We start from the raw sequence: 25,932 nt of genomic DNA, 5'->3' as shown, positions 1-25,932 counted from the left end.
ACGTTATATCTTTTATAATAGTGTCGTTTCCTAAAAAGTCAACCACACTATTATAAAAGGATGCCACTGCTATCCCTTACACAAACAAATAGTGCTCTTAACTAAAAATCCTATTCACATTCATGAATAGGATTTTTAATTGGCATACTTAGTAAACTAAAACTTTCCAACTTACTGATCGTCCGGCGCTGCTTACTACTACAATATACACTTCATTTTTTATTCTCATAGAGAATGGATGAATCATCTTTCCTTCTACTTTTTTATTAATCAACATTCTTCCTGAAATATCAAAAATTCTAACATCAGTCAGGTCTTCGATCGAACTTAAATCTACTTTGATATTGATTCCGTCGTAGTAAATAAGTGCAGCTAACGCAACGGTTTCGATTGTAGGTGATGGTGTAACTTCTGGTGTAACGTTCATAGGTGTAAAATGAATTACAAATCTATCAGTCGCGTCTTTAACCGAAGCTTTAAATTCATAGGTTGACTTTATATTTAAATCAACTAGCGTTTTTGTTTTTTTATCCTCTAATATTAAATAAGGAACGTTAGCAGCCTTACTATCAACACTCACCGCATACGTTCCATCTATTCCAGCTTTAAAACTTAATGGAACTGCTGGATTTGCAACCACATCAGTTAGGTATCGTACTGACAAATCTTTATCAGAAACACTAAAATAAGTAGAAGGAGCTGTTGGATTTCTACTAAATAATTTCATAGCTCCAGACTCATTAGTTTTAGCACCAAATTGCAATAAAACCTCATCAAATCCAGCACCGTCTTTTGCTTCAATTTTGACTTTTAAACGATCCTCCTTGTCCGCTTGAACCCTCATCCAGTTGTTTGCACCAGTGTTCACTCGTACAGCATTCCCCATCGTAATGGCTCCCGCTGTGCTGGCGCGAACAAAAAATCCTTGTGTTGGCGCAATATATTGCGTAACACTGTTGGTTCCTGTAGTACCATTAGAGTTAAAAACTCCGTAATTATTGGCGGCTGGATTCCAAATATACATATCATATCCAGCTGCGGCAGTAACTAAGTTTGAACGTATCCAGCCTGTAGCTGCTTTCCAATCGATAGTTGAAGGATATGGATTTCCTATTAAATTAAATCCTTTGACAGTCAAATCAGGGCTGCTATTAGTCAATGGGTAAGTTACATTTCCATTGTTAAGTAATCCCGCAAATTCTTTTGTAGGGTTGACCGCTTGAGTCGAATACAAATACCCTCTACCGGTTACAAAACTAGTTGATGGATGAAGTGAAGGCCACGTTGGCACAACAGTATTATTCAATAAATAAGTCCAGCAAGGCGTTGGCTCATTCCATAAATACAAGTCGTAACCTGTTCCGTTTCCATAAGTTCCCGAAGGAGTCCAACTAGTTCCAGAAATGGTTTGATTAATCACTGGCGAAGCGATAAAATGCCATGCTTCTTTAGCACCACTGATATATCTTTTTACAGTTGCAGGTACATTATTTGAGTTATGAATCAAAGAGGCATTACCAGAACTATTAGATTCTAAAATCAATCCTGCTGTTCCGCCATTATTGGTGATTGTACCTGCCACCGTCAAGGTATTAGAAGCATCTACAATCAGTTTCTTACTACTATTAATCAATAATGTTCCTGAAACCCCTATTTGAGCTGCATTGGTTACTGTCACTCCAACTCCATTGTTAATTGTAAGATTTGTAAAACTTCCAGCAACAGCATTTTGAGCAGCATCAACATTGTAAATAACCGTCCCACCCCATTCTTTGCCTACAGGAATAGGAGATAGACTCTTAACTGCAGGAACAGCTGTGAGTACCGTTCCTGTGTTTGCAATAGAATTACTAACAGACAATATTGAAGAGCCCATATCAAGAATCCCTGAGTTGGTAAAATCACCACTAGCTGTTAAATCTCTTGTCGTAGAGACGGTACCTCCTGTAGTAGAAACCTTCAAATTATTTAGCAATAATGGTGTTGCTGCCCCTCCAATGCTTTGTGAAGCAGTTCCATTCATTTCTAATGTACTGCCTGTTGATGCTGTAAAGGTACCGTTACTAGTAAAATTACCTGCCACCTGATGCGTAAACGCTCCAGTTATGAATGCTGCAGTAGGATTAATTACAAAGTTGCCTTTTATAGCTAATGGATTCATTGCAGTTCCAGTTGCAGTACCCGTAATTGTGAAATATCCATTTATTTTAAGCGCCGTACCTCCTGATGTTGGCAACATGGTTTTGGTACCACTATTGCTAAAAATTAAATTGTGATACCCACCAGTACCTGCAACCAAATTAAGAATCGTTTGATTTGTTCCATTATACTCTACTGTATTTGGAAAAGCTGTTGCATTAAGAGATCCATTATTTGTCATTGCTCCCGCAATTCTTGTAATGGCTCCCGTTTGTGGCGTGAGCATTCCGCCTGAGTTTATCGTTAAATTATTAAAATTAGTCGCTCCTGAAATTGTTGCTGTCGCTCCAGAAAAATATACGGTAGCCGTTCCTGCTGTAAATCCGCCATTATTCACCCAAGCATTTGCATTTCCGGCAACGGTAATATCGTAATCACTTACTACAAGCGTAGCCCCTGAAACGATCTCTAACGTTTTTGCAAAAGCAGGTGATAGTAATGGTAACAAATTGCGGTAAGGTGCTAAATCGCCGTTATTATCCGATGGTAAGCTTGAAGGATTAGGGATTAAAACCGCGTCATCTAGATTTGGCACACCACCACTCCAGTTTCCAGGTAAGCTCCAATCTCCATCATAAGATGCAGATCCATTACCAGTCCAAGTATGCACACTCACATTCGAATAACTTAAACCCCATTGCTTCACATCTAAAGAAGTTGAAGTTGCCAAAAAGTCAATAGCAGGACCAGTTAATTGTAACCAATTATTTGCTACATCATTTGCATTTTGATTTCGTGGAAACGATTTGACGAAATTATTCACTCCTAAATTTGGATCGTAACCGTCCCAAAATACAAGTTTTGTTTCATCTGTTTCTGTGCCGTGCAATTCGCTGTCTAAATAGTGAAGTTTAACAATCATTCTATCGTTTCCGCCCGATTGCGCAAAACTATATGATCTATTAATGGCACTCGATCTCCAAGAAGGCGCTGTACCTAACACAATTTTAGTGCTAACCCAAGTTGGTTTTATATTTCCTGCAACATTTAAAAAATTAATAGTTGTGTATGGATTTCCAAAATCATAGTCTTGTCCGTTATTAAAAACATGCTCTCTACGTACAATTCCGGAAACATCACCCATACCAGAAGTTGCTGCAAGAGCACCCATATTTAAGGTCGCTGTTCCCGCCATGTTTAAAGCTCCTCTAACCGCCGTAGGGTTTGATGTAATTAAATTTAGATTGCCATCTAATGATAAATCAATGCTACTATTTACACCTGCACCATTGTTGATTGCCAAATTCTTAAAATTAGTCAAACCAGTACCTGATATAGTTTGTGTTGCGGCTCCATTTAATAAAATAGTGGTTCCATTAATAGTAGTAAATGACCCATTATTTATAAAATTACCCGCTATTTCATGATCAAATGTTCCTGTATTGAAAAGAGATCCAGCAGCTATTGATATATTTCCAGCAATATCTAAGACATTATTTGCAGTAACGCTAGCCATACCAGAAGTAGTTAAATCTCCTAAAACATTCATAAGCTGGTTAGGCATTGTTTTAACATCTGTACCACTTAAGCTCAAATTATAATAGCCCGCAATTGCACCGTTTGGATAAATTACAGTTTGCGTAGCGCCATTGTAATTTATTGTATTTAAAAATGCCGTTGCATCTAGTATACCATTATTTGATACTATTCCTCCAATACCGATAGTGCTATTTACCTGAGGAGTTAAACTAGCTCCAGTATTAATTATTATATTATTAAAATTAGTAGTACCACTAATTTTTAAATCAAGATCAGTAAAAACTACCGTACTCGTACCTGCATTAAATGTACCACCAGCATTTTGCCACACTACCTCAGCATTTTCATTGTATAAATACAGTTCTGATGCTGGACCAGCATTTAAGATACCCGCATTTTGAATAATCAATTGATGAGACTCAGTCAATGCAGGTAATATTGGGTCATAGGTTGTTGTAGTTGCATTAGGAATGGTCATTCTAGTAAACTTATTAGGATAACTATTCGGAGTCCAGTTAAACGGATTATTCCAATCTGTAGATTGCGAACCATTCCAAGTGATATTTGGATTTTCAGATGACGCCAAAGCGATTTCTGTTTGACCAAACACAGATGGCCTTGCACCTATACTAACATTTATTAAATCAATACTATTATTCGATTCGTCTTTTGAATTGTATCCATACTCCACTATAGTAGGTGTTGGTAATCCTATGGCACCAAAAAATACTAATTGTGATTCATCAGCACCATTAAGTTCTGAATCTAGATAATTTAACTGTACGGTAGCGAAGTTGTTATTTGCTCCCACTTGTGCTAAGTCATAAACCCTTTTAACAGCAGTAGTCTTCCATGTTGGCGCAGTACCAATTTTAGTTTTCACACTTACTTGTGATGCCTTTGTACCTGTTGATCCAAAAATCATCAAAGTTTTACTATTCCCAAAAGTATAGGTCTGGCCCGTTACAAAGGTATGTGCGCGTTTTACAATTCCGGTTACATCTCCCGTCCCAGTATTTACAGCATTAGCAGTTAATGAAAGTGTACTAGTTCCCATATCCAAACTACCTAAAGTAGCTGTTGGGTTATCACTTTGTAAATCTAGAGCAGCATTTACTGTTATATTTTTGGCAGATGTGACCCCAAAACTATTTAAAACCACCAAGTTGTTAAATTCTGTTATGCTTGCTGTACCCGAAATATTCTGTGCAGCGGTTAAGCCATTCAACACAAAGGTACTGGCTGCAGTATTTAGTACACCATTATGTGTGAAGTTTCCACCAACCGTATGCGTATTTGCACCGGCATCAAAAGTAGTATTTGCGCCTATCGATAAATCGCCTACAATAACCATACTATTAGGAGTAGTAACACTTGCAGTCCCTGCCAAAGTTAAATTCCCTAAAATAGATAAATTAATCGCCGGTAAAGTTTTAATACCGCTTCCACTTAAAATTAAATTCGAATAACGATTTGTAGCAGCATAAGGAATCACTACATTTTGATTGGCTCCATTGTACTCTACGGTCGTAACATTTCCATCCCATGCTGGACGCCAAACTCCATTATTGTTCATAGTACCTGCTATACGCATTGTACTTCCAGTTTTCATCAATAAATCAGCATCTGTATCTATAGTTACATTATAAAAACTTGTAGCTCCAGAGATATCTGCAGTATCACTTTTAAACAAAACAGTACTTGTATTTGGATTGAAGACCCCACCTTCATTTACCCAAACATTTGCGCCGTCTATTAACGTCATTTGCGCATTTGCAACAGCATTCAAAATACTATTGTTCTGTAATTTTATTGCTCTAATTGTCGTTGCTATAGGTACAATAGGATCATTTATTGTTGTAGCTGCATCGGGAATAATAATGTTCACAAAATCGGATGGAGCACCATTTGGTGTCCAATTATTCACCGTGGTCCAAGAAGTACTAACCGATCCATTCCAAGTAAGAGTTTCAATCTCATTAGCACTAAATCCTAACTCTAGACTACCAAAAGTAGATGGAAAGAATGCCATATTGATATTAGACAGCTTAACCCAGTTTTCCGTAGTGCTTATGCTCGCTCTACCATGCTCAAATAAAGTCCCTGGCGGATTTCTATAAGAGAAATACACTAATTTACTTTCGTCATTGTTATTAATCTCCGAATCCAAATAGCTTGCTTTGATGGTTGCGGCAGTTGGATTTGTACCAACAGCTCCTGTTTGAATAAGTGAAAAGATTCTTTTTACGCCACTTGTTTTCCATGATGGATTGGCACCAATGGATAATTTAAGACTTACAGACGTGGGTAATGTTCCTGTGTTTTCAAAGAAAACAACCATATTTTTACCGTTAAAACTATAGTCTTTATTTGCCACAAGGCTATTTCTTTGCACAATACCTGTCAAATCACCATCACCTATAGTCACAGCATCAGCACCCATAGTGACAATTTTTGCCCCTGTATCAAGCGTCCCTTTTGTTTCTGATGGATTGGCACTCAGTAAATTCAGAAAACCTGTAATGGTAAGATCACTATTTGAAGTCACCCCCACTTCATTATTAATGGTAAGATTAGGAATCGTATTCGAAACAAATGCTCCACTCGAAATGGTTTGCGTTTCATCACTCTCAAAAATCACTGTCGATCCTGCTGCCGTAGCATCTATTTGTCCGCCATTAGTAAGATACAAATCACCACGAAGGGTCAATACTTTACCATTCACTTTAAATGTGTAAGCCGATTGCCCGTTTACTACACTTCCAACGATGCGATTTTGATCTAAGATACAGTCTCTAACCGGAGAAGCTGCAAAAACAATGGAAGCTTCTTCTAGCGGAACTGAACCAGCAGACCAGTTGCCAGCCGTATTAAAATCTGTGCTTATATTTCCTACCCAACTATTGGTATTGAACTCCCAAGCTCCAATATTTGGTGGAATACCACGAGCTGTTTGAGCATAATCGAGAATGATGCTCGTACCTGCAATACCAGTAGTAGAAGTATTTACTTTATAATCAGCAGCGGTTAATCCTCCTGCATTTGAAAAACCTGGGTTGCTATTGATACTGTTTGCATCCTGACCGCTTACAATTGGCAAGGAAACCACATTGCTTCCGCTATAATATCCTATCACTCCACCGGTACCTGACGCCCAATAGATATTGTAATCTAAGGTCAAATTATTTGAACTGTTATAGTTTAAAAATGCAGCATAATGCGCGTTTGTTCCTGACGTAGTCGATCTAAAATTAGAGAAAATATTATTTCGAATATCTCTAACTGCTCCCGAAGCTGCTTCGTAAAAAGCATACGACTTCTTTGTAATCCCACTACCTAAAGAACCATTGATGTAGACCGTATTAAAATACAAACTTAAATTATTACCGCTTGTTCCGCTGCTAAAGATTCCATAAATGGTAGTCGCTGTATTGCCTCCTAGAGTAACAATATTGTTTGCGAATGTAACTGTTCCTTGTCCCATTCGAATACCATAAATACTCGCAGAAGTTGAACTAGAATTAACGGATAGATTTCGAATAAAATTTCGATTCACCAAATTGGCGCCTGTACTACCAGTAAATACAATACCTGAAATGTAACCTGCTAAACTCGCATTTGTATTTGATAAATTGTAGATCACGGTTTCTGTAACTGTATTTACAGCCGCAGTTCCAGTCATTTCAACACCACTTACCGTTGCTGTGGTTGTTCCTAATGCTGTACTATAAAGATCATGAATACTATTTTTCACTAAAGTTGCCGTTCCAGCAGTGGTATAGACAGCCGCTGTTCTAGATGCTTGCGTACCGGTATAGGCGTTACTTAAATTCACAATTGTATTACTTGTCAAATTATGCGTTCCTGTAGACTGCAAGTATATCCCAATCAAGTTTTGTCCTAGTGTCGCCGTACTAGCTGTAGAAAATGAGGCAATACTATTTGATGTTCCATTACTACCTATAAGATTTTGAGTAATATTAATTGTCCCTGCGACTCCTACTTTTTTATAAATTCCCGCAAAACTATGTGCTGCAGTAGTACTGTTCCCGTACAGTGCAATAGAACCTATATTATTTTTCGAAATAGAAACCGTATTGGCGCTACCAATATATATTCCGTACGAATCTGCAGTAGTATTTGTCGTCAAATTAATAGATCCCGTTCCTGTCGCCGCACCAATTATATTTCCTGTTGTCGTACCAATATTGACAGTCCCTGCATTAACTTCTATCCCGCGCCATGGTGTTGTACTTGAACTCGTATAGTTAAAATTTTGAATCAAATTGGACTGAATCGAACTTGCAGTAATTGCACCAACATTCAAATACATAGCTCTAAAACTATGAGCCGTGTTTGCATTTACAGTCCAAGCGCCACCACCATTTAAGGCTGCTTTACCACCAATATAATTTCCTGAAATCACGAAATTATTTCCGTTCACATCATCAATTAAGATTGCAGTATATACTTTAGTACCCGTTGTTGGTACCATATTATTTGTTTCGTAAAAACTATTATTCGAAATCGTCCAATCTGATGAATTGGAACTTAAATTGATTCCGTTTGAAGAACTATTATTATTCACAAAATCAAAAATAGTATTGTTACGGATCGTGTTTGTACTGTTCTCTCTGCCTACAGTTCCCTGAGAATAAATTGCGTTTATAGCTCTATTTCCTGTGGCATTTGTTATTGCATTGTATTCTAGAATAGTAGAATCATTACCGTTTCCTGTGGTTGAAGTACCAAATTCAACTATTCCGTTTGTAGCACTGCTGGAAGATCCGCTAATATTCAAGTATTTTAAGGCATTCAATTCTGCTGAATTACTCAATCGAACCGTCGCTGTACCTACTGTACTTGAAGTGCTATTGTTTGTAATACTCATACTTTTTGTTGTACCAGTTTGGTTTACACGCCCATCGATAGTTACATTGTCCGCTCCGTTAAGATGTAAAAGTGGCGCTCCAGCAAGATCTCCAGAAATATATACTCCTGCTTTTGTTGGAAACATTTTTAACGAAGTCCATGTTCCTTGATTCAAGGTAGCGGTAACGTCTTCGGTAGTACTACCAATAAGCGTTACAGTTATATCTTTACCCGTTTGATCAAAGCTATTTATTGCTGTAAATGCTCCAGAAACTTTACTGTAACTTCCGTTACTTAAAGGATTGGAATTTGAGACAATAACATTAGGTAATTTTCCGTCAAATTCATCGGCACCTATGTCTGGTGCAGAACCCGCACCATTAGTTTGAACCGCATAACCCGTATTACCTGCTCTAATTTGCCCTTCAAAATCGGTTGTGATTCCAGCAATATTTACCGCTCCACTTTCGATAAAAGTAATATCGTTATTCAGAATTTTCAAAAAGTCAACGCTAGATCCTGTCGTGCTTATAAACTGTGGATTTTCAGAAACCGAAAGTTGGTCGCGAGGCGCTATTGTTCCAGCTGTAAAAATTCCCGCTTTGTAGGCTGTTATATCTTGAGCCGAATTGGTTCCATTAGCATAAATCAAATTAGCAGCGCTAGGAACTCCTGCATAAAATAAATTATTATTTGACAATGAACTATAATTATTCAGCATTGAGGAGGTTCCTGAACTCTGTCTAAAAGCAACATTAAACCCAGTACCATTGGCTGTAGAAAGATTTACAATAATATTGTTTCTTAAGTTTAAGGCAGCGGTGCTTGAAGTTGTATTAGCTGCGTGAAAAATCCCTGAAGACCCAAAATTTGTTCCCGTCGAGCTAGCATTTAGATAAATACTATTAAAATATATATTGCTTATCGATCGTACACCCGTATTGGTCATACTAATTCCTCGTACATTATCAACCGCATTTGCTGCCGTTGCATTTATCGCTCCAATTCGGTTGTTATAAATGGTTGCAACTTGATCCTTTGTACCTCCCGAAACCAATATTCCATTTACAGTTCCCGTTGAAATACTAGACGATGATGACGATATATCATAAATTTTATTTTGGTAAATCGCAGTATTAGAACCGCCTGTAACTCCAATTCCACTAACAGTTCCCGAGATGATACTATTAGATTGAAGACCATAAATAGTATTCTGGTAAATACTTTTCACCGTTCCACTAGTTATGGCGATACCATTTACAATAGCAGATGTAGTTAAATTAGAAATAAGGGAATTGATCGTGTTAGAATAAATTTTATCATTTCCGGCTCCAGTTATAATTCCGTTGATAGATCCTAAACTATTAATATTTCGAATAGTATTGTTTGTGGTCGCGTTGGCGGTACTGGTAATATTAACGTTCATTCCAGTAATCGCACCTGTTCCTCCGTTCCAGTTTTCAAAAGTATTTCCAGATAGTGTCTTAGTTACCGAAGCTGTACCCGCATCGGTGTTTATCCAACCCAAAATCGTAGCCGATCCATTAACAGTAATATTCGAAAAATTATTATTGTTATTATTTACAAGCACATTACTATTATTAGTTGCTGCTGTGCTAGTAAACAAAGTCATTGCTCCACTAGCGGCAGCACGTGTAAATGAGGTAACAATACTGTTATTATTTACATTTTGGATTCCGTTTGCAGGCATTATTACATTGTTTGCAATAAACGTAATGGCTCCAGTAGTGTTTACATTTAATGCTGTAAAGGTATTTCCGCTAATTGTTTGAGACAACGTAGTTGCTGAGTTGGCTATATAAGTATTGGCGTTTGTACCCGCAACTGCATAGGTTATACCTGTAAGGTCATTGTTTTGAATTGACAGCGCACAGTTTGCAGATCCACCACTATTACTTATCCCTGTTAAAAGAGCTGAATTAGTAGCAGCGTAAGTTACCAAACCACCCGAAGTATTTCCTAATTGATTATTTTCAATAGTGATTTGTGATAACACTGCTCCACTATTCGCAATAGCTGTAATAGCACCAGTAGCTACCGATTTTGTGAAATTTCTAATTTTGTTTCCTGTGATTGCCACCGTTGTAGCGACAGCAGTATTTGAGATACCTCCCAATACTGAAATACCTGTATTGGTTGCTGCAATAATAGAATTATTGGTGATTGATACCGCTCCAGAAGCTCCACTATTTAAAATACCGTATAAAACAGAGGCTGCTGTACCATACGAACTAACATTTTGAATCGTATTACCGCTAATAGTGATACCTCCTGTAGCCAAATTATAAATCCCATTCAATACACAAACTCCTGTTGTGGTTGTTCCTAAAGTTCCTATCGCGATTGAATTTGGAGTACTTGCACTTCCAATAGTATTATCCGCTACCGTAAATTGTCCACCTCCAACAGTATTGATACCGTGAAAAGTATACCCGATACCTATAGCTCCAGTTGTACTAATAGAACCAATAGTATTATTTTTAATATTCACCGTACTCGTTGAGGTACAATAAATACCTGACAGATAGTTTCCCGTAATACTAGACGTTACTGCGATGGAACCATTTCCTGTAGTCGCACCAATTGTATTTCCGGTTGTAGTACCTATATCTAGTTTTCCTCCTAATACTGATATTCCCGTAAAAATTCCGGGAGCTGCAGTAATGGCTGTAGTAACAGTGTTCGATAAATTAATTCCAGCAATTTTGTTTCCTTGAACACTAGAAGTGGATAGCGTTCCAACATTCATTTCGATACCAAAAAAACGATTACCTACTGCACCGGTGTAGGTGGTGGTTCCTGTAGCTGTCGCAGTAGCATATCCTATAGTATTATTTAGTATCGAATAATCTACTCCCAAAGCAGTTATGATATTAATTCCTCTATGAATACTTCCAGTTGTTGCAGTTCGAGTAGCCGTTTGAAAAAGTTTGTTTCCCGAAATAGTCCAAGCTGAGCTAAATGCTGCTAGATAAATTCCGTTTGAAGCGGATGCTGCGTTGAAATAATCCTGAATAGTATTATTGCTAATGGTAATGTCACTGTTATCAATCAATACCGAACTACCCGAAGAATAAATAGCATTAGTAGGCAAATTGGTTCCAACTGCTTTAATAACATTCCCTGTAATCGCATTACTAACATTACCCAACGTCGCAGCTGTGGAGAAAAATACCGTTCCAGAAGACGTCAAAGTCGACGCTCCTTCGATGGTACAATTTCGAACTATATTATTGGTCGCATCATTTATAAAACGAATCGTACTTGTACCTGCAGTATTAGCCGTACTTGCATTTGAAATAGTCAATGAGTTTCCAGCTGTTTTCAAACCATCAATAACAACATAATCGGCACCATTAAAGTTTAGTAAAGCTCCACCAGCAACCGTTCCAGAGATTGTTCTAGCAGCGCCTCCACTTGGTGAGATGGTCAGTGTATTAAAATCGGTACAGCCATAATTCAGTTGATTTAATGAAATCGTTCCTGGCTCTGTAATATCACTTATAATATTTGCGGTCAAATTTCCCGCAAGTCCCTTAGTATTTAGCTCAGCAAACAAACCTCCCGTACCTGTTAGCGTTGGATAAGCTCCGCCGCTACCTACCGTTACTGTTCCATTAAGTCCAGCCAAAATTGTAAAACTATTAATGGTACCGCCAATAGGGAAAGCCGCCGAAGTCAAAGCAACACTTGCAGGAGCATTAGCGTACACACCCGTATTGATACCCACATAAGGGGAAGGCGTAACAACATCTTGAGCAGTAACAAAATACTGAATTACATCTCCAGTGGTAACGCCACCGAAAATTAAATTATAATTAATCGAAAAACTAAACGGACTTGAAGTACTCGTTGTTTCGATGTATTTCCAGCCATCCGTAGTACTCGTATTTGTAGTAGGTAAAACGTTGCTATTTGTCGACTTCTTAAAATAAATTCTAGGTCGTGTACCAGCAGTAACATTGACTCCTGTAGCATCAGTGATGGTCGCCGAGATTGTTTTATTACTCAAACAGCTATTATTGGCTAAAGCAGTATAGGTAATCGAAGGAGGAGAAGCATCAATAGCTACATAATTATTTTCATAAGCACCCATATCTGGCGCTGAGGTACTCGCTCCTGCATATCCAGGATTTCCTTGACGAACAACTCCTAAATAATCAACTTCATAATCAGCGATATTTACCGCTCCACTTTCTATTTGTGTCGGGATAGTTGTATTTACTTTCAAGAAATTGGCGTTAGAACCTGCTGTGCTAATAAAATTCAAATTTTCACTAACCGATACTTGATCCCTTGGCGCAATAGTTCCTGCCGTAAAAATTCCGCTTTTATATTGCGAAAAAGTTTGTGCTATACTCGTACCGTCACTATAAATTAAGTTAGTTGTTCCCGGACTTCCTGCATAAAACAAATTGTTTTTGGAGGTGGTTGCATAATTACTTAATGCACTAGAAGTTCCTACACTGCGTCTAAAGGCAACCGTTGTTCCAGTTCCTTTGGGTGTAGAAACATTGATGATAATATTATTTCGAAGATTTAAAGCAGCTGTTGTAGCCGTTGCATTTGCTGTATGATAAATACCCGTGGATCCAAAGTTGGTACCACTGGAAGCCGCCGCGTTTAAATAAACTGTATTGTAGTAAGCATTAGTCATCGAAGATGCGCCAGTAGTGATAAAACCCAAACCACGAATTAAGTCGGTTCCACTAGCTGCACTTACTTTTAAATCACCAATAATATTGTTAGTAACATTCGTTATTAATGAAGCAGTAGTACCCGAAACCTGAATACCGTATACTATTCCAGTTGTAACTGCAACACTTGATGATGAAATGTCATAGATTTTATTTCGATCTACATTGACGGCCGATCCACCAGTTACCCAAATTCCTGAAATTGTACCAGTAGTATTGGCATTCGCAGACAAACTAAATATTTTATTTTCATAAAGGTTTACTGTTGTTCCCCCAGAGACTAAAATACCACGAACAGAACCAGTTGTGAGTGTGTTTCCAATAAGATTTGATATGGTATTTTGATAAATACTTTTTGCAGTTCCAGCTGTAACATTTATACCCGAAACTATTGACGTTGCGCCGCCACTCGTTGAGTTCAGGTTGTTAATCGTATTTAAATAAATTTTGTCGTTTCCTGCAGAAGTAATTCCATATATTATCTGACTGCTGCTTATGTTTTGGATTGAATTAGCATATACTTTATTCGTTTCACTAACAATATTTACGTTTAGGGCTGTAACTCCTCCAGAACCAGCTGTCCAATTTTCAAATTTATTGTTATAAATAGTTTTGTCTACATTTCCCGTACCTGCATCGTTATTTACCCAGCCCAGTATAGTAGATGCACCACTTACAGTAATATTAGAAAAATTATTATTATTATTAGTAACAACTACTCCTGTATTGTTGGTTGTAGCACCACTTGTAAACAACGTTAATGCTCCAGAAGTAGCAGCTGCATTTCTAACAAAACCCGTTACAATACTATTGTTATCAATATTCTGAACTCCATTTGCTGGCATGACTACACTATTGGAAAGGAATGTAATTGTTCCAGTGGTATTTACATTCAAATTAGTAAAAGTGTTATTGCTAATGTTTTGTTTTAGTGTTGTTGCACCGTTGCTAATATACGTATGCGTATTTGATCCTGACCCACCGGTGTAATCAATACCTCTTATATCATTATTTTGAATCGAAAGCTCACAACTAGCTGCACCACCCGAGTTATTAATCCCGAATAATGCAACTGTATTAGCAGCAGAATAGGTCATTAAACCACCACTAGTATTCCCTAGTTGATTCCCATTTATATTAATGTTCGTCAGAACAGCTGCAACATTCCCTATTGCTGTAAAATAACCTCCAGTAGCAGTTCTTAACTGATTCCTAATGATATTGTTGTTAATATTTAAAGTAGAAACTACAGCCGAATTATAAATGGGATAATATGTAATAGTAGTACTTGAATTTGTACCCGTGTTGGTTCCCGAAATAATAGAGTTCGTATTAATATCTACCGTACTTGATCCCGCAGTATTAATAATTCCATAGTACCCTGAAGTACTCGTTCCATAAACAGTAGTATTTTGAATCGTATTGTTAGTTATCGAAATTAAACCTGACCCACTATTAAATATTCCTCTAAAAGTACAAACTACCGCCAATGTTGATGCATCACCAACAGTTATAGAATTAGATGTAGTTTTACTTCCAATTGTATTATCTGTAATAGCAAAATTCCCACCGATACCTGCTGTATAGATTCCGTTAAACGTATACCCAATTGCGGTACCTCCGTTTGTACTGATAGCGCCAATAGTATTGTTACTGATTCCAACAGTCCCTACAGACGACACATAAATTCCGTTTATTAATCCTGCAGAGGCTGTAGATGAAACCTGAATAGCATCAATACCGGTCGTGGCTCCGATGGTATTTCCAGCCGCAGTACCAATATTCACATTACCTGCCAATACAGCTATACCTGAAAAAATACCAGCATTGGTAGCTGTACCTATTGCTGTAGAAAAATTAATATTACTAATCGTATTTCCTTGCACGTTAGATGCTGTGGTAGTTCCCACTGACATCTCGATACCTCTAAATAAGGTTGTTTGACCTGTATACGTGGTCGTACCTGTAGCAGTTGCGCTACTGTACCCAATAACATTATTATTTACAGTATAATTCACTCCCGAAGCAGTAAGAATATTAATAGCACGATGAGTTAATCCTGCAGCTGTAGTAGTTCGAGTGGCCGTTTGATAAAATTTATTGTTCGAAATAGTCCAAGCTGAACTGTTTGCTGCCAAGTAAATTCCGTTTGAAGAAGCAGTAGCACTAAAATAATTATAGATCGTACTGTTACTTACAGTGTTTGAACTATTATCCGCACTTACAGAAGACCCAGATGAATATATGGCATTGGTTGGAGTTGTTGCTCCATCTCGAATATCACAAAACTCAATAGTATTATTATCATTTCCTACAACATCTCCTAGTCCAAAAACGATCAATCCACTTGCAGCAGATGCAGTTGTACCTTGAATAGTGCAATATCTTACTGTATTTGCTGTTGCATCAGTAATAAATTGAATAACACTTCCAGCTGTATTCGTGTTGGATAAGGTTAAACTTGTACTTCCTAACTGGTTAACACGACCATCAAAAATTACATTATCAGCTCCATTCAAATTGATTAATTGACCGGAAACATTTCCTTCGATTTTTAAATTTGGTGCCGTAGGATATACCAATAATGAAGAGTATAAAGAAGCTCCATTTCCAGAATTATTCAGCGTAGCCGTAGCGATTTCTGTCGTGTTTCCTCTTAATTTAATGGTGATATCACCTTGATGTGTTCCATCATTAATTTTATCGAAAGCTTCTTTCACTGTCGAATAACATCCGAAAATAGTTCCTGCACTTGCCGCAACTTCGACATTACCAGTACTAACGGTAGCTGTTACCTGGGTCCTTGTAGCAGTCGTACAACTTGTATTTGTAGCATCCACCCAGTAAGATGTTGTCGTTGACAATACGGGAGTTGTAAAACTCGTACCCGTTGCTAAAGATGTTCCTCCTGTTGCCGCTGCATACCAATTAATGGTTCCAGCCGAAGCAGTTGCTTTCAAAACTACACTACCTATCCCACAACTTGAAGCACTCGTTACTTGTGTAATAGTAGGAATAGGATTTACCGTAAGCGTGGCTGTTGCTGTTGCTCCGGTAACATTGGCTTCATTAGTGAATTTTATTCGATAGCGGTTACCCGTCATAGTAGCGGTTACAGCCGTAAGCGTTAACGTGACTGATGATCCACTTGCTACCGTACCTGATTGACCAGAAATATTGCTGTAGGTACTACCATTATTGGTGCTTACTTGCCATTGATAACTTACCGTGGTAGTTGCTGTTGTAGTTGGAGTAGTTGCTATAATAGCAGTTGTTGCAGTAGCAGAAAAAGTTGCAGTTTGCGCTTCACAAACCGTTTTGTTTACAGGAGCAGTCGTCACATTGACTTTTATTCCTTGTAAGTAGGTACTATTACCCCCAGCAGTCGTTAATGGGGTTGCATAATTGGCACTTAATACCCTACCCAACGCATCTACTTGTGGCGAACCTGTTATCCCACCATAAGTTCCATCGTTATTGGTGTCGACCACCGCACCGTAGGCTTCATTAGCATCAAAACTACCATCATTATCACTATCAGTATCCAAGTAGTTCGGAATTCCGTCATTATCATTATCACAACCTAATACAATTTTACTGATATCACTAGCGGATAAAACTGAAGGATAATGCACTAAATCATCAATTAATCCTCCATAATAATTCGCCGAAGAAGCACCAAAAGCACCTCCATTGGAATAACCTATATGTTGTACATCAGAATGTCCAGCCAATTCTCCAAAACCAGTTGCCAAAGTTGTTGATGCCACCCCATCAAGATATAAAATCACATTTCCGTTGCTATACGTAATAACTATATGATGCCACAAGCCATCACCTGGATAGGTAAAAGTAGCCGTATTCAATTGAACATTTGATTCTCGAACTGCCGCTTCTAATGTCGCACCGTTTAAGCGAACAGCAATTCCATTAGTTGTTCCTCCTTCTTCAAAAATAGTTTGAATTCCGGTAAGGGAGCTTGGTTTAATCCAAATAGAATAAGAAAAGTTAGTTATGGCTTGGTTTAAAAAAGTACCGTTACTGTACTGCAGATAATTAGAAGTCCCATTGAACGAAGCCGAATGTGTACCCTTTTTACTATCGGTAGAAAAGGAAACACTGCTTCCTGATTGTGCGTTATAACTATTCCCGGACAAATCATTAGTAGTATTATCTAGCGACCAGTAGCCATCATAACCTGCTTTTGGCAAACAATTATTTTCAATGGCATTTAATATTCCGTCGTTGTCAGCATCTAGATCAAAAATATCCCCTACTCCATCACCATCTTTGTCGTTTGGAATCGTTACAAAAACATCAATACTACCCGTTTGGGAACACACATTAGACAATTTTTCGGTAAGCGTGTAGTTGTAGCTTGTGTTGGTTGTAGGATTTACAGCAATGATTGGGGTATTTGCTCCTCCCGGACTCCAAACTATTGTAGGATTCAAAGGAACATCATCATCATAGGTTGGACTGCCAGATAGCGCACCATCTTCAGCACTAGCTGTACTAGCCAAATCCAAAACTGAATTATCAAAGTTGATATACACATCCAAGTCTGAATCTACCACGGGAGCGTTGAGTACGTGATCTTTTTCAATAATCACCTCTGATTGTAACAGTGAACGATTCCAAAGTTTGAAACCATCTATTCTCCCATTAAAATAATTATTAGCGCTAGTAGAATTGTTAGCAAATCGAATATTAGAGTTTGAGCCTATGGCCACCTGTCCAGAATGTCCACTTAAACCGTTACTAGCTTTTGTTCCTTCATTGAATGCACCAATAAGTGTTCCATTCAAATAACCCTTAAAATGAAAACCATCTGTTGCATTTTGATCGAATACAAAAGCAACATGATACCACTGTCCAGTAACTATATTTGCATTGGGAGCGTTCCAAGCGGTACCACCTTCCCACGGCAAACAATATACTTTACCTCCTTCAATATACATTGAAAAACCATTTGTACCACCACCTTCATTGTACAATACTTGACGTGTAGTCACATCGTTGGCTTTAAACCATAACATAACGGTACGGTAATCTGTACTTCCTAAATTAATCAAATTAGAATTGGAGATTCCTACATAGTCCGATGTTCCGTTTAATTTAATTGATTTGTTGGCAAAAGTAAGTCCGATATTAGTCGTTTGTCCCGAAACAATTGTTGGGTTTGCGGTAGGCGTAAAAGCCGCTTTTTGGTCTATATAAATCCTTTTCGAAACAACCCCTTGAGAAACACCACTTATAAATCCTTCAAAGGTGATGGTTCCTCTATTTCCATACCCCCATGTCACCTCTATTGTTGGCGTAGTACTACTAGAGGGAGTACCTCCTATAACCGTCCATTTATACGTATCGTAGGTAGTAGCATAGCTATAAGTTACTACTTCATTTTGACACACTATATTTTGTGTTGGAGCAATTTGCGCCAGCATGTAATATGAGCTTAAAAATAAGGTTAATAGGTAAAGTAATTTTGTTTTCAAAATCTTTATATTTTTGGGAATAAAAAATCATTTTAAAATAAACATTTGATACATAAAGAGTATTAGTTTTTAGGCAAGCTATATCTAATACCCTCTCTATACTTCACAATAAAAGCATCTTGGATCCCTTTACTTGTTATTTTGAACTTCATTTTTTTTGCCTCGTTAAATGTTTTAAATTTCCCTGATGTATATCTAATTAAGTCGCCTTCTATTAATTCATAATAGACAGGTTGAAAGTCGTCAAGACGGCTAGAAGGAACGTAATTTTTAAAAGCCCCTATTTGCACGCTAAAAAAATCTTCTTTAATATCAAAAATCCTTTCGAATGAGATATTCTTTTTTGTACTCACTTGCGTCACTTCAGTAGTAACATTATTGGTAACTATATCTGCTTTACGATCAATTGATACCGCATTAGAAACGCTTTTTCCATTTTGATATTCAACTATTACAGTTGATAGAACACCTCTAAATGCTAATATATTTTTTGCAATAATAGCTCTCTCTTTCGAATCAAAAACCCCATAAAAGTACTGCACGCTACCATCTGGTAAATCCTCATAAAAGACAGTATCAAGATTTTCTAATTTTTTAGGCAGATTATGATCTTTATAAACGCCGACCTTTATAGTATAAAAAACTTTTTCAACTGAAGCAATTTGTTCAAAAGGTTCCGCTATTTTACTATCCAATAAATTTTCAGTTGTTGCTTTGCTGTTATTTTTGGCTACAGCCGAAGTTACTTTTTCACTTGACGGTCTAGCAGAAATATAAAAATTCAAACCCTCTACAACACTTCCATCTTCAGATACCTCAATACTAACTTCGTGCAAGCTAGGGCTAGATATATATTCTAAATTATCCAATTGTTTAGCATCTGCTCGAACGGTGTACTTTCCGGGTTTCAGCCCTAAATAATTGAAATAACCATCTGACTCACTCAATACTTCGGCAACTTTCTTACCTACAGAATTATATATCTGCACAGAAATTCGACCTAATCCTTTTGACTGGTTGCCTGTATTCAAAAAAACAGTACCATCTAATTCGCCCATTACTACGATGGGTACCTCTACCTTCTTATACTGATTTGGATCTACTAAAACTTGGTAGCTGTGATTGCTAAATTTCCATGAAATATTTTCAAGTTCAGCATCTGAAAACCCTATGTTGTATTTTACAAAGGCATTTAAATCAGAAATTCTTACAATAGAATCCTTTTCACTGATTACCGCTTTACCTCCAGATACTTTAACTTTACTTAATAAAACTATTTTTTCCCCAGTATCGCGTCTTCCATTTTGATTAAGATCTAAGAAAGGGTATATTAAAATCCCTCCTTTACCAAGCGCTGAATTATTACCTTTATTCACATAACCATTATCACCCCCAAAAGTCAAACTTCCTTGAACACCTTGAGCTAAATTCAAGTTTTTATTAGCATAAGTAGCAGATAAATTTGTACGAGCATAAGGCAGATCATATTTAAAATTAAAAAATAAATTATCTGTTGAGAACTGTACATTGCGTTCGTAAGAAGCAGAAAAAGACATCTTTGCCAACCTTTTTTCAAGATCTGCACGGAAACGAATTATATTCGCATCACTCACATTATACTGAAATGACGGACGAATGGTTAATCCATTTCTCAAGCGATGTGAAAAAACAACTGTTGTGCTTATGAATGGATCTTTATCAGTAATCCAGTTTGAGGATAGTGAAACATTCGAAGAATAGTTTCTATAACGACCTGAAAAAACAGCATTAAATTGATTAAAATTAAATGTATCGTAGCCATATTGCATAAAGTTAAACTGTGTACTACCTGAAAATTTAGATGCTTTAAATGGTAATGTTAGTTGTACTTTAAGCTCTTCGTTAGTTATATTTAAAGTAGCTTTTTGACCTTCGACATAATTAATATAATCTACCTCTAAAAATGTACTTTGTCCAAAATAATAATTTAATAAACCACCATAGCTAACACCATTTGCATATTTCATTTTTAGAACCATTTTGTTAAAGGGCTGAAAAGCCACGTTAGCAAACGGAATAGCTGGATGATCAACTAGGGTAGATAAATATTCTACACCACCTCCTACAGTTAATGACTTGGTTACACCATAATTGAATTCTCCACGACTAAACTGACTTCCTCGATCATCTTCTAATACACCTGCTGTTACATTGTATTCAATAACATTTTTCGGCATGAAGGTATATGGAGTGTTCATAGTTCGCTCTTCTACGCGCTCTTCTCCTAATAATCCATAGAATTTAAGTTTTAACGTAGTATAACCATATATAATAGGCACTTCAAAAACGTACAATCCAGAAGCATCAGATGCAGTATAATTGACAAGTACATCATTTAAGTATAGCTCTACCGTCCAGTTAGGTTCCGTATAATCTCTAATAATATAGGAGCCTTTTGCCTTTCTAATTGTATTAGGTGAGTTAGTAAAAGCGGCTCCAACTAACGGCGCTCCTAAAAACGAAATACTTTGGGATGGAATTTTACCCGCTTGTGCTTGCTTTATGTACTTGCTATCATTATCAACCCAACGCCAATTATAATACAATTGTCTGCGATCAAACTTTACTTGATCGTAATATGCGAAACCTACTTTGGCTTCACCATATAACAATTCGGTCCCTAAACCAAGTGCATAGTTATTGAATGATTTTTGCCCAGCTATTTGACTCAAATTAACTGCCCAATCTACTGCTAAACCATTAATTAAATGATAATTCCTGCCGATGATGGTATCTGATTTGACTTCATTTTGCGATTGCAATGAAGAAACATTCTGCCTAATCTTGTCTAATCTAGCCTTTTTTACTAAGGGTAGCTCAAAATTAGCATCCATTACAATAGATAATGAGCGGTAATTGAATATCATATTAAAGCCAAACGCTTCATTAAGTACTGTAGATTCAACAAATATTGCAGCTGACTCCTTAGTGAATCCATTTGGTGAGCGTATTATATTTTCATCAACCGTTATCTGTTTTTCCTTAAAGTCAATCGTATACTGTCGCTTTTCGTTTTCTATAAAACCAGTAAAATTATCATCAGTTCTAATACACAAAATTCCTAATTTATTGAACAAATCATTGACATCAATATAAACTCTATTTCTATCAGTGATAAGAACATCAGCCTCTATCTTACCGTAACCTTTGATGAAAATCTCTACTGGAATTTCGTCAATTGAAAGTATGGGATCTAATTTTATAATTTTATTTATTGGAGTCTCTGCAGCTTGACCAACAGAAAAAATCATAAGATGAAAAAACAACACTAGCCCCATGCCTATTTTTTTGGCACGTTTCTTTATTAGAATATGGGAAGTATATGTTTTTGTTGATCTCATTATTGCTGGGTAAAAGTCATAGGAAAAGTTCCAATATAAACCCCTTGTACTGCATTAGCCGGCACAATAAGAGTACCTCCTGCTCTAAGTATTGTTGTAAAAGTGCAGTTAGTATCTACTGCAAACGAACTACCATTAGTCAATATGTCCCCCAATCCATCTCTCTTTGCTTCACCAATTACTAATTCTAACTGGCCACCGTTACTTCCATTAATATTTACAGAATAAACATTACTTAGGGTCACAGTTCTTCCTTGACAAAGCTTAATTTCAAAGATAGCTGGAGTTACAGAGCTACTATTAACAGATATAACGCCACCAGTTGTACTTACGTTTCCTTGAAAGTCAACTTTAATCGATCCTGCACCCGTGACATAAAAGGTGCCAAAATCAATAGGTTGAGTAGGGACTACTGTTATTTCTCGTTGCGGCAAACCAGGCTGTGCATATGAGACCGTAATAAAAAGAAAAAACATCGCTAGTAATAGCGAATGAAGTATTCTGTTTATATTCCTTTTTATATGCATCATTAATCATTCTAGTTTACTGTGCCGCAAGTAAAATACTTTAAGCGAGATGGCGTTATAAGTTTAAGCCAGCTTCTGCAAGAATTCTTTTGCTTTCATTTTCGGTAAATACAACTTTAAATGATCCTCCTACGAAGTTCACATTATTTGGTGCATTTAATTTAATACTCATATTACGTGTGGTCCCTGGAAGATAAAGTCCAATACCTTTAACTGTACCTACTTCGTATAGCTTACCGTTTGGGGTTATGTAAGTAATTACAAAATCACCATAAGCAGACATATTACCAGTCCTATTTAATTTAAAAGCAAGGGAATTCTCTTGGTCTTTACTTTTCGAATACGAAATATCCGAAATAGATAGTGCTGTTATGTCTTCTCCTTTCCGAATTAAGCAAGCAATAGAAATACCAAAAACAGCTTCAATTTTAACAGAGACAAGCGACTCTTTAGCTTTGTTTACTGATCCCAATGCGCTTTTTTCTTCTTCAGCTCTAAAATATAAGTGCGAACGGTATTCCCCATCTGAAATAGTATCAGTGTTGTATAGTTGTACTTTAAGAATTTGTGATTCATTAGGACCTAATTTCACTATACGAGGGTAAAGACGTACGTACGGCGAAGCAAAACGCAACCCTGGTTCTTCCACTTGGATGGATTCCAATGCTCCTTGTTCTGTCATCTTGTATTCTAGAAAAGAAATATTGTATACCGCACTGTCTTTTCCTGTATTAGAAAGTACTAATTTTTCTATCTTTTTTTTGCCATCAAACACGATACGTTTAGGGTTTATTACTAAGTTTCCCTGAGCTAACAATGAATGTCCAAAAAAGAGACAAAAAATCAATAAAAAAGCGGTCCGCAAAAGTTGCGGAGATAAAGATAGAAACTTGATTTCTGTATTCATTCCAATTACAATTTACAAACTGATTACATTAAAGCAAGAAAAACCCAAATACACAACGCATTGTGTTATTTGGGTTATAGCTTAACAAAAAGGATTTTTAATTGTAGTTAACAGTAACCTTCAAGTCAGCTGTATTTGTATATACTCCTGCAAGTTGAGCTCCCACTAAATTTAATGTTCCACCTACGAATATATCTTGGGTACCTGCCGCCAGTGTTCCACTAGTACCAACACTGTTATTAATATCTGTAACCACCATTACAGTACTGTTGTCCGTGTGCTTTAGAGTAATAGTACCTGGCATACTAATAGAATAACCATAATCAGCCATACCTGTAACTGTAAATTTTGCGGAAGTAATTGTTCCTGGAGTAGCAGCAGAAAATGAAGCTCCTCCAGTTGCTGACCTTATATCTTCAGTAGTTAATTTAACTGTACCATTATTCCCATTTGTCGAAATATCACCAAAGTTCATATCTACAACTTTAGTAATGGCAATAGGTGTAATAATAGTAGCAGTTGCAGTGGCTGCACCGCTAACTACTGTTTGAGCATAAGCACTACTTGAAAAAGCAGCGAAGGCTAAAATCGCGAATAAAGTAATTTTTTTCATAATACCTTTGAGGTTAAATGGTTGTTTGGGATAAATTTTGTAAAATAATTTAATTATTTACTCAAAGATTACATATAACATTTTTAAAATAAAAATATACAATAAAAAATAGCACGTTTCATCGACGAAATACATAAAATAATATTTAATTAAGGTTTACTCTTACATATATGAATTTAAATTTAATATTTTTAATATAACTTTAACAATTAAATTATAAATAATATTTATGCATAAATTATATAGAAAAAATAGATTGTTATGGGGTTCATACCTAAAATTTGTAGCACCAATATAATTTTAAAACTGCTTACAATGTGAGGCATACACATAAAAAATTTAAATTCTCACACTTAAATTTTTAAGTAATGTTATATTTAACTAGTACTTCTACTGCAATTAATATCAGTTATAAATGAATTAAATAAAAAAATAAATCAGTAGAATAAACATAAGGAGATTAGCTCTAGAAATTAACATGCTAAGATTTAAAAAAAGTTACTACCTAACTTCATTTAGATAGTCAAGAAATCTAATTTAGTCTCATCGTTAATAAGAAATTTGAAGAGTATTAAAATTAAAACCCACATTATGACAAGAGAAAAAAGCAAACTAAAAGGTAGTAAACGTACCATTAAGACGGAGAGGATTAACAAATACTTCTATACCAACTGATTTATTTTGGAAAATAACCACTTTCAGTCGGCTGTAATAAGCATGCAAATGGGGGAATACACTCCAATTTAAGAAACCAAAATCATAATTAGCACAATTTTCTTGAACTCATAACCAAAAATAAACTTATAGCAGTACTACAAACGCCATACTTCACTATAAAAGACGACATTATAGCAACTAAGAATCTATGTGAATTTTCAATTTAAAATATGTTTTTTACACTAGACCAATATATATATTAAAAATAAAAAGGTATTTCGATCAAGGATAACAACAATCTGCCCTGAATATAACTTAAATTAGAAAAAATTCAAATACTTCACCAAACTCAAATAATGATGTACTACCAACAAAACACATACATAAAAAATCAAGTTCCAAAAACAGTTAAATCACGTAACAACTAATTAAAAGAATCCCATGCCTTACAATAAATTTATAGCTATTGAATATACTTAATAGACAACACTGATCTATCTTCTGAAGAGTGAAGATAACTTAATAGTAAGCACAGCGCTTAAATTAACTAGAAACAACTATACTAGATCTAAAATACCTACTGTTTCATCTCAATAGAGTTAAAACTTAAGTTAACGCTATAGGTAGATTATTCTCATGATCCATTAAGACTTTAATGCCGTTCATAATGCACTAATGACTATTTATCCTACAATATAAAGCTACAATGAAAAGCTACAATGAAAAGCAAAGAAAAAACAGATTAGTACAATATTTAAAACAAAAATAAAAGTATTTAGATCGCTCCCGATAGCTAGCGAGATAGAGGTGTTAGAAAAGTTGATTTCTTTCTATTTAGATTAACTAAATTATTTGCTTAATCTCCAACTTTTGCTCTTGATCCTATTTCCTCTCCACAGGTTTTGGTTATGATCCCTTTTTAGGCTAACTTATTTATATGCTTAATTTTTACTTCCCCACAGGTTTTCGTTAACATCCATAAGTTGCTCTATTTCTGGACGTGACATTTTACACAACAAAAAACCCTTATCCGATTGGATAAGGGTTCTTAGAGATCCTAAAATAAATTCAGGATAAAGAAA

Annotated in this window: 5 protein-coding genes; all 5 read right to left on the bottom strand. The window is 36.3% G+C overall.

The annotated features are described in order from the left end of the window. Window positions 1-148 precede the first annotated feature (148 nt). Window positions 149-18,766: a beta strand repeat-containing protein gene (locus HNQ00_RS14080; protein ID WP_173839142.1), complete on the bottom strand. Its 18,618-nt coding sequence runs from the start codon at window positions 18,764-18,766 to the stop codon at window positions 149-151. Between the two features lie 62 nt (window positions 18,767-18,828). Next, window positions 18,829-22,146 (bottom strand): carboxypeptidase-like regulatory domain-containing protein, encoded by a 3,318-nt coding sequence (locus HNQ00_RS14075; RefSeq protein ID WP_173839141.1) that lies wholly within the window; start codon window positions 22,144-22,146, stop codon window positions 18,829-18,831. Beyond that, a complete protein-coding gene (locus HNQ00_RS14070; RefSeq protein ID WP_173839140.1) occupies window positions 22,146-22,676 on the bottom strand; it encodes a DUF4402 domain-containing protein in 531 nt (176 codons plus the stop codon). The genes HNQ00_RS14075 and HNQ00_RS14070 overlap by 1 nt, the downstream gene beginning before the upstream one ends. A 52-nt stretch (window positions 22,677-22,728) precedes the next feature. Then, window positions 22,729-23,580 carry a fimbrial biogenesis chaperone gene (locus HNQ00_RS14065; protein WP_173839139.1) on the bottom strand — a complete coding sequence of 284 codons (852 nt, stop codon included), beginning with the start codon at window positions 23,578-23,580 and terminating at the stop codon, window positions 22,729-22,731. Between the two features lie 97 nt (window positions 23,581-23,677). Beyond that, complete coding sequence (locus HNQ00_RS14060; protein WP_173839138.1) at window positions 23,678-24,193, bottom strand: DUF4402 domain-containing protein; 516 nt, start codon at window positions 24,191-24,193, stop codon at window positions 23,678-23,680. Between the last annotated feature and the right edge of the window lie 1,739 nt (window positions 24,194-25,932).

Origin of the sequence: Flavobacterium aeripolare (assembly GCF_013294025.1) — a bacterium.
Classification (GTDB): Bacteria; Bacteroidota; Bacteroidia; order Flavobacteriales; family Flavobacteriaceae; genus Flavobacterium.
Note: the sequence above shows the minus strand (reverse complement) of the source record. Positions and strands in the feature narration are given on the sequence as shown.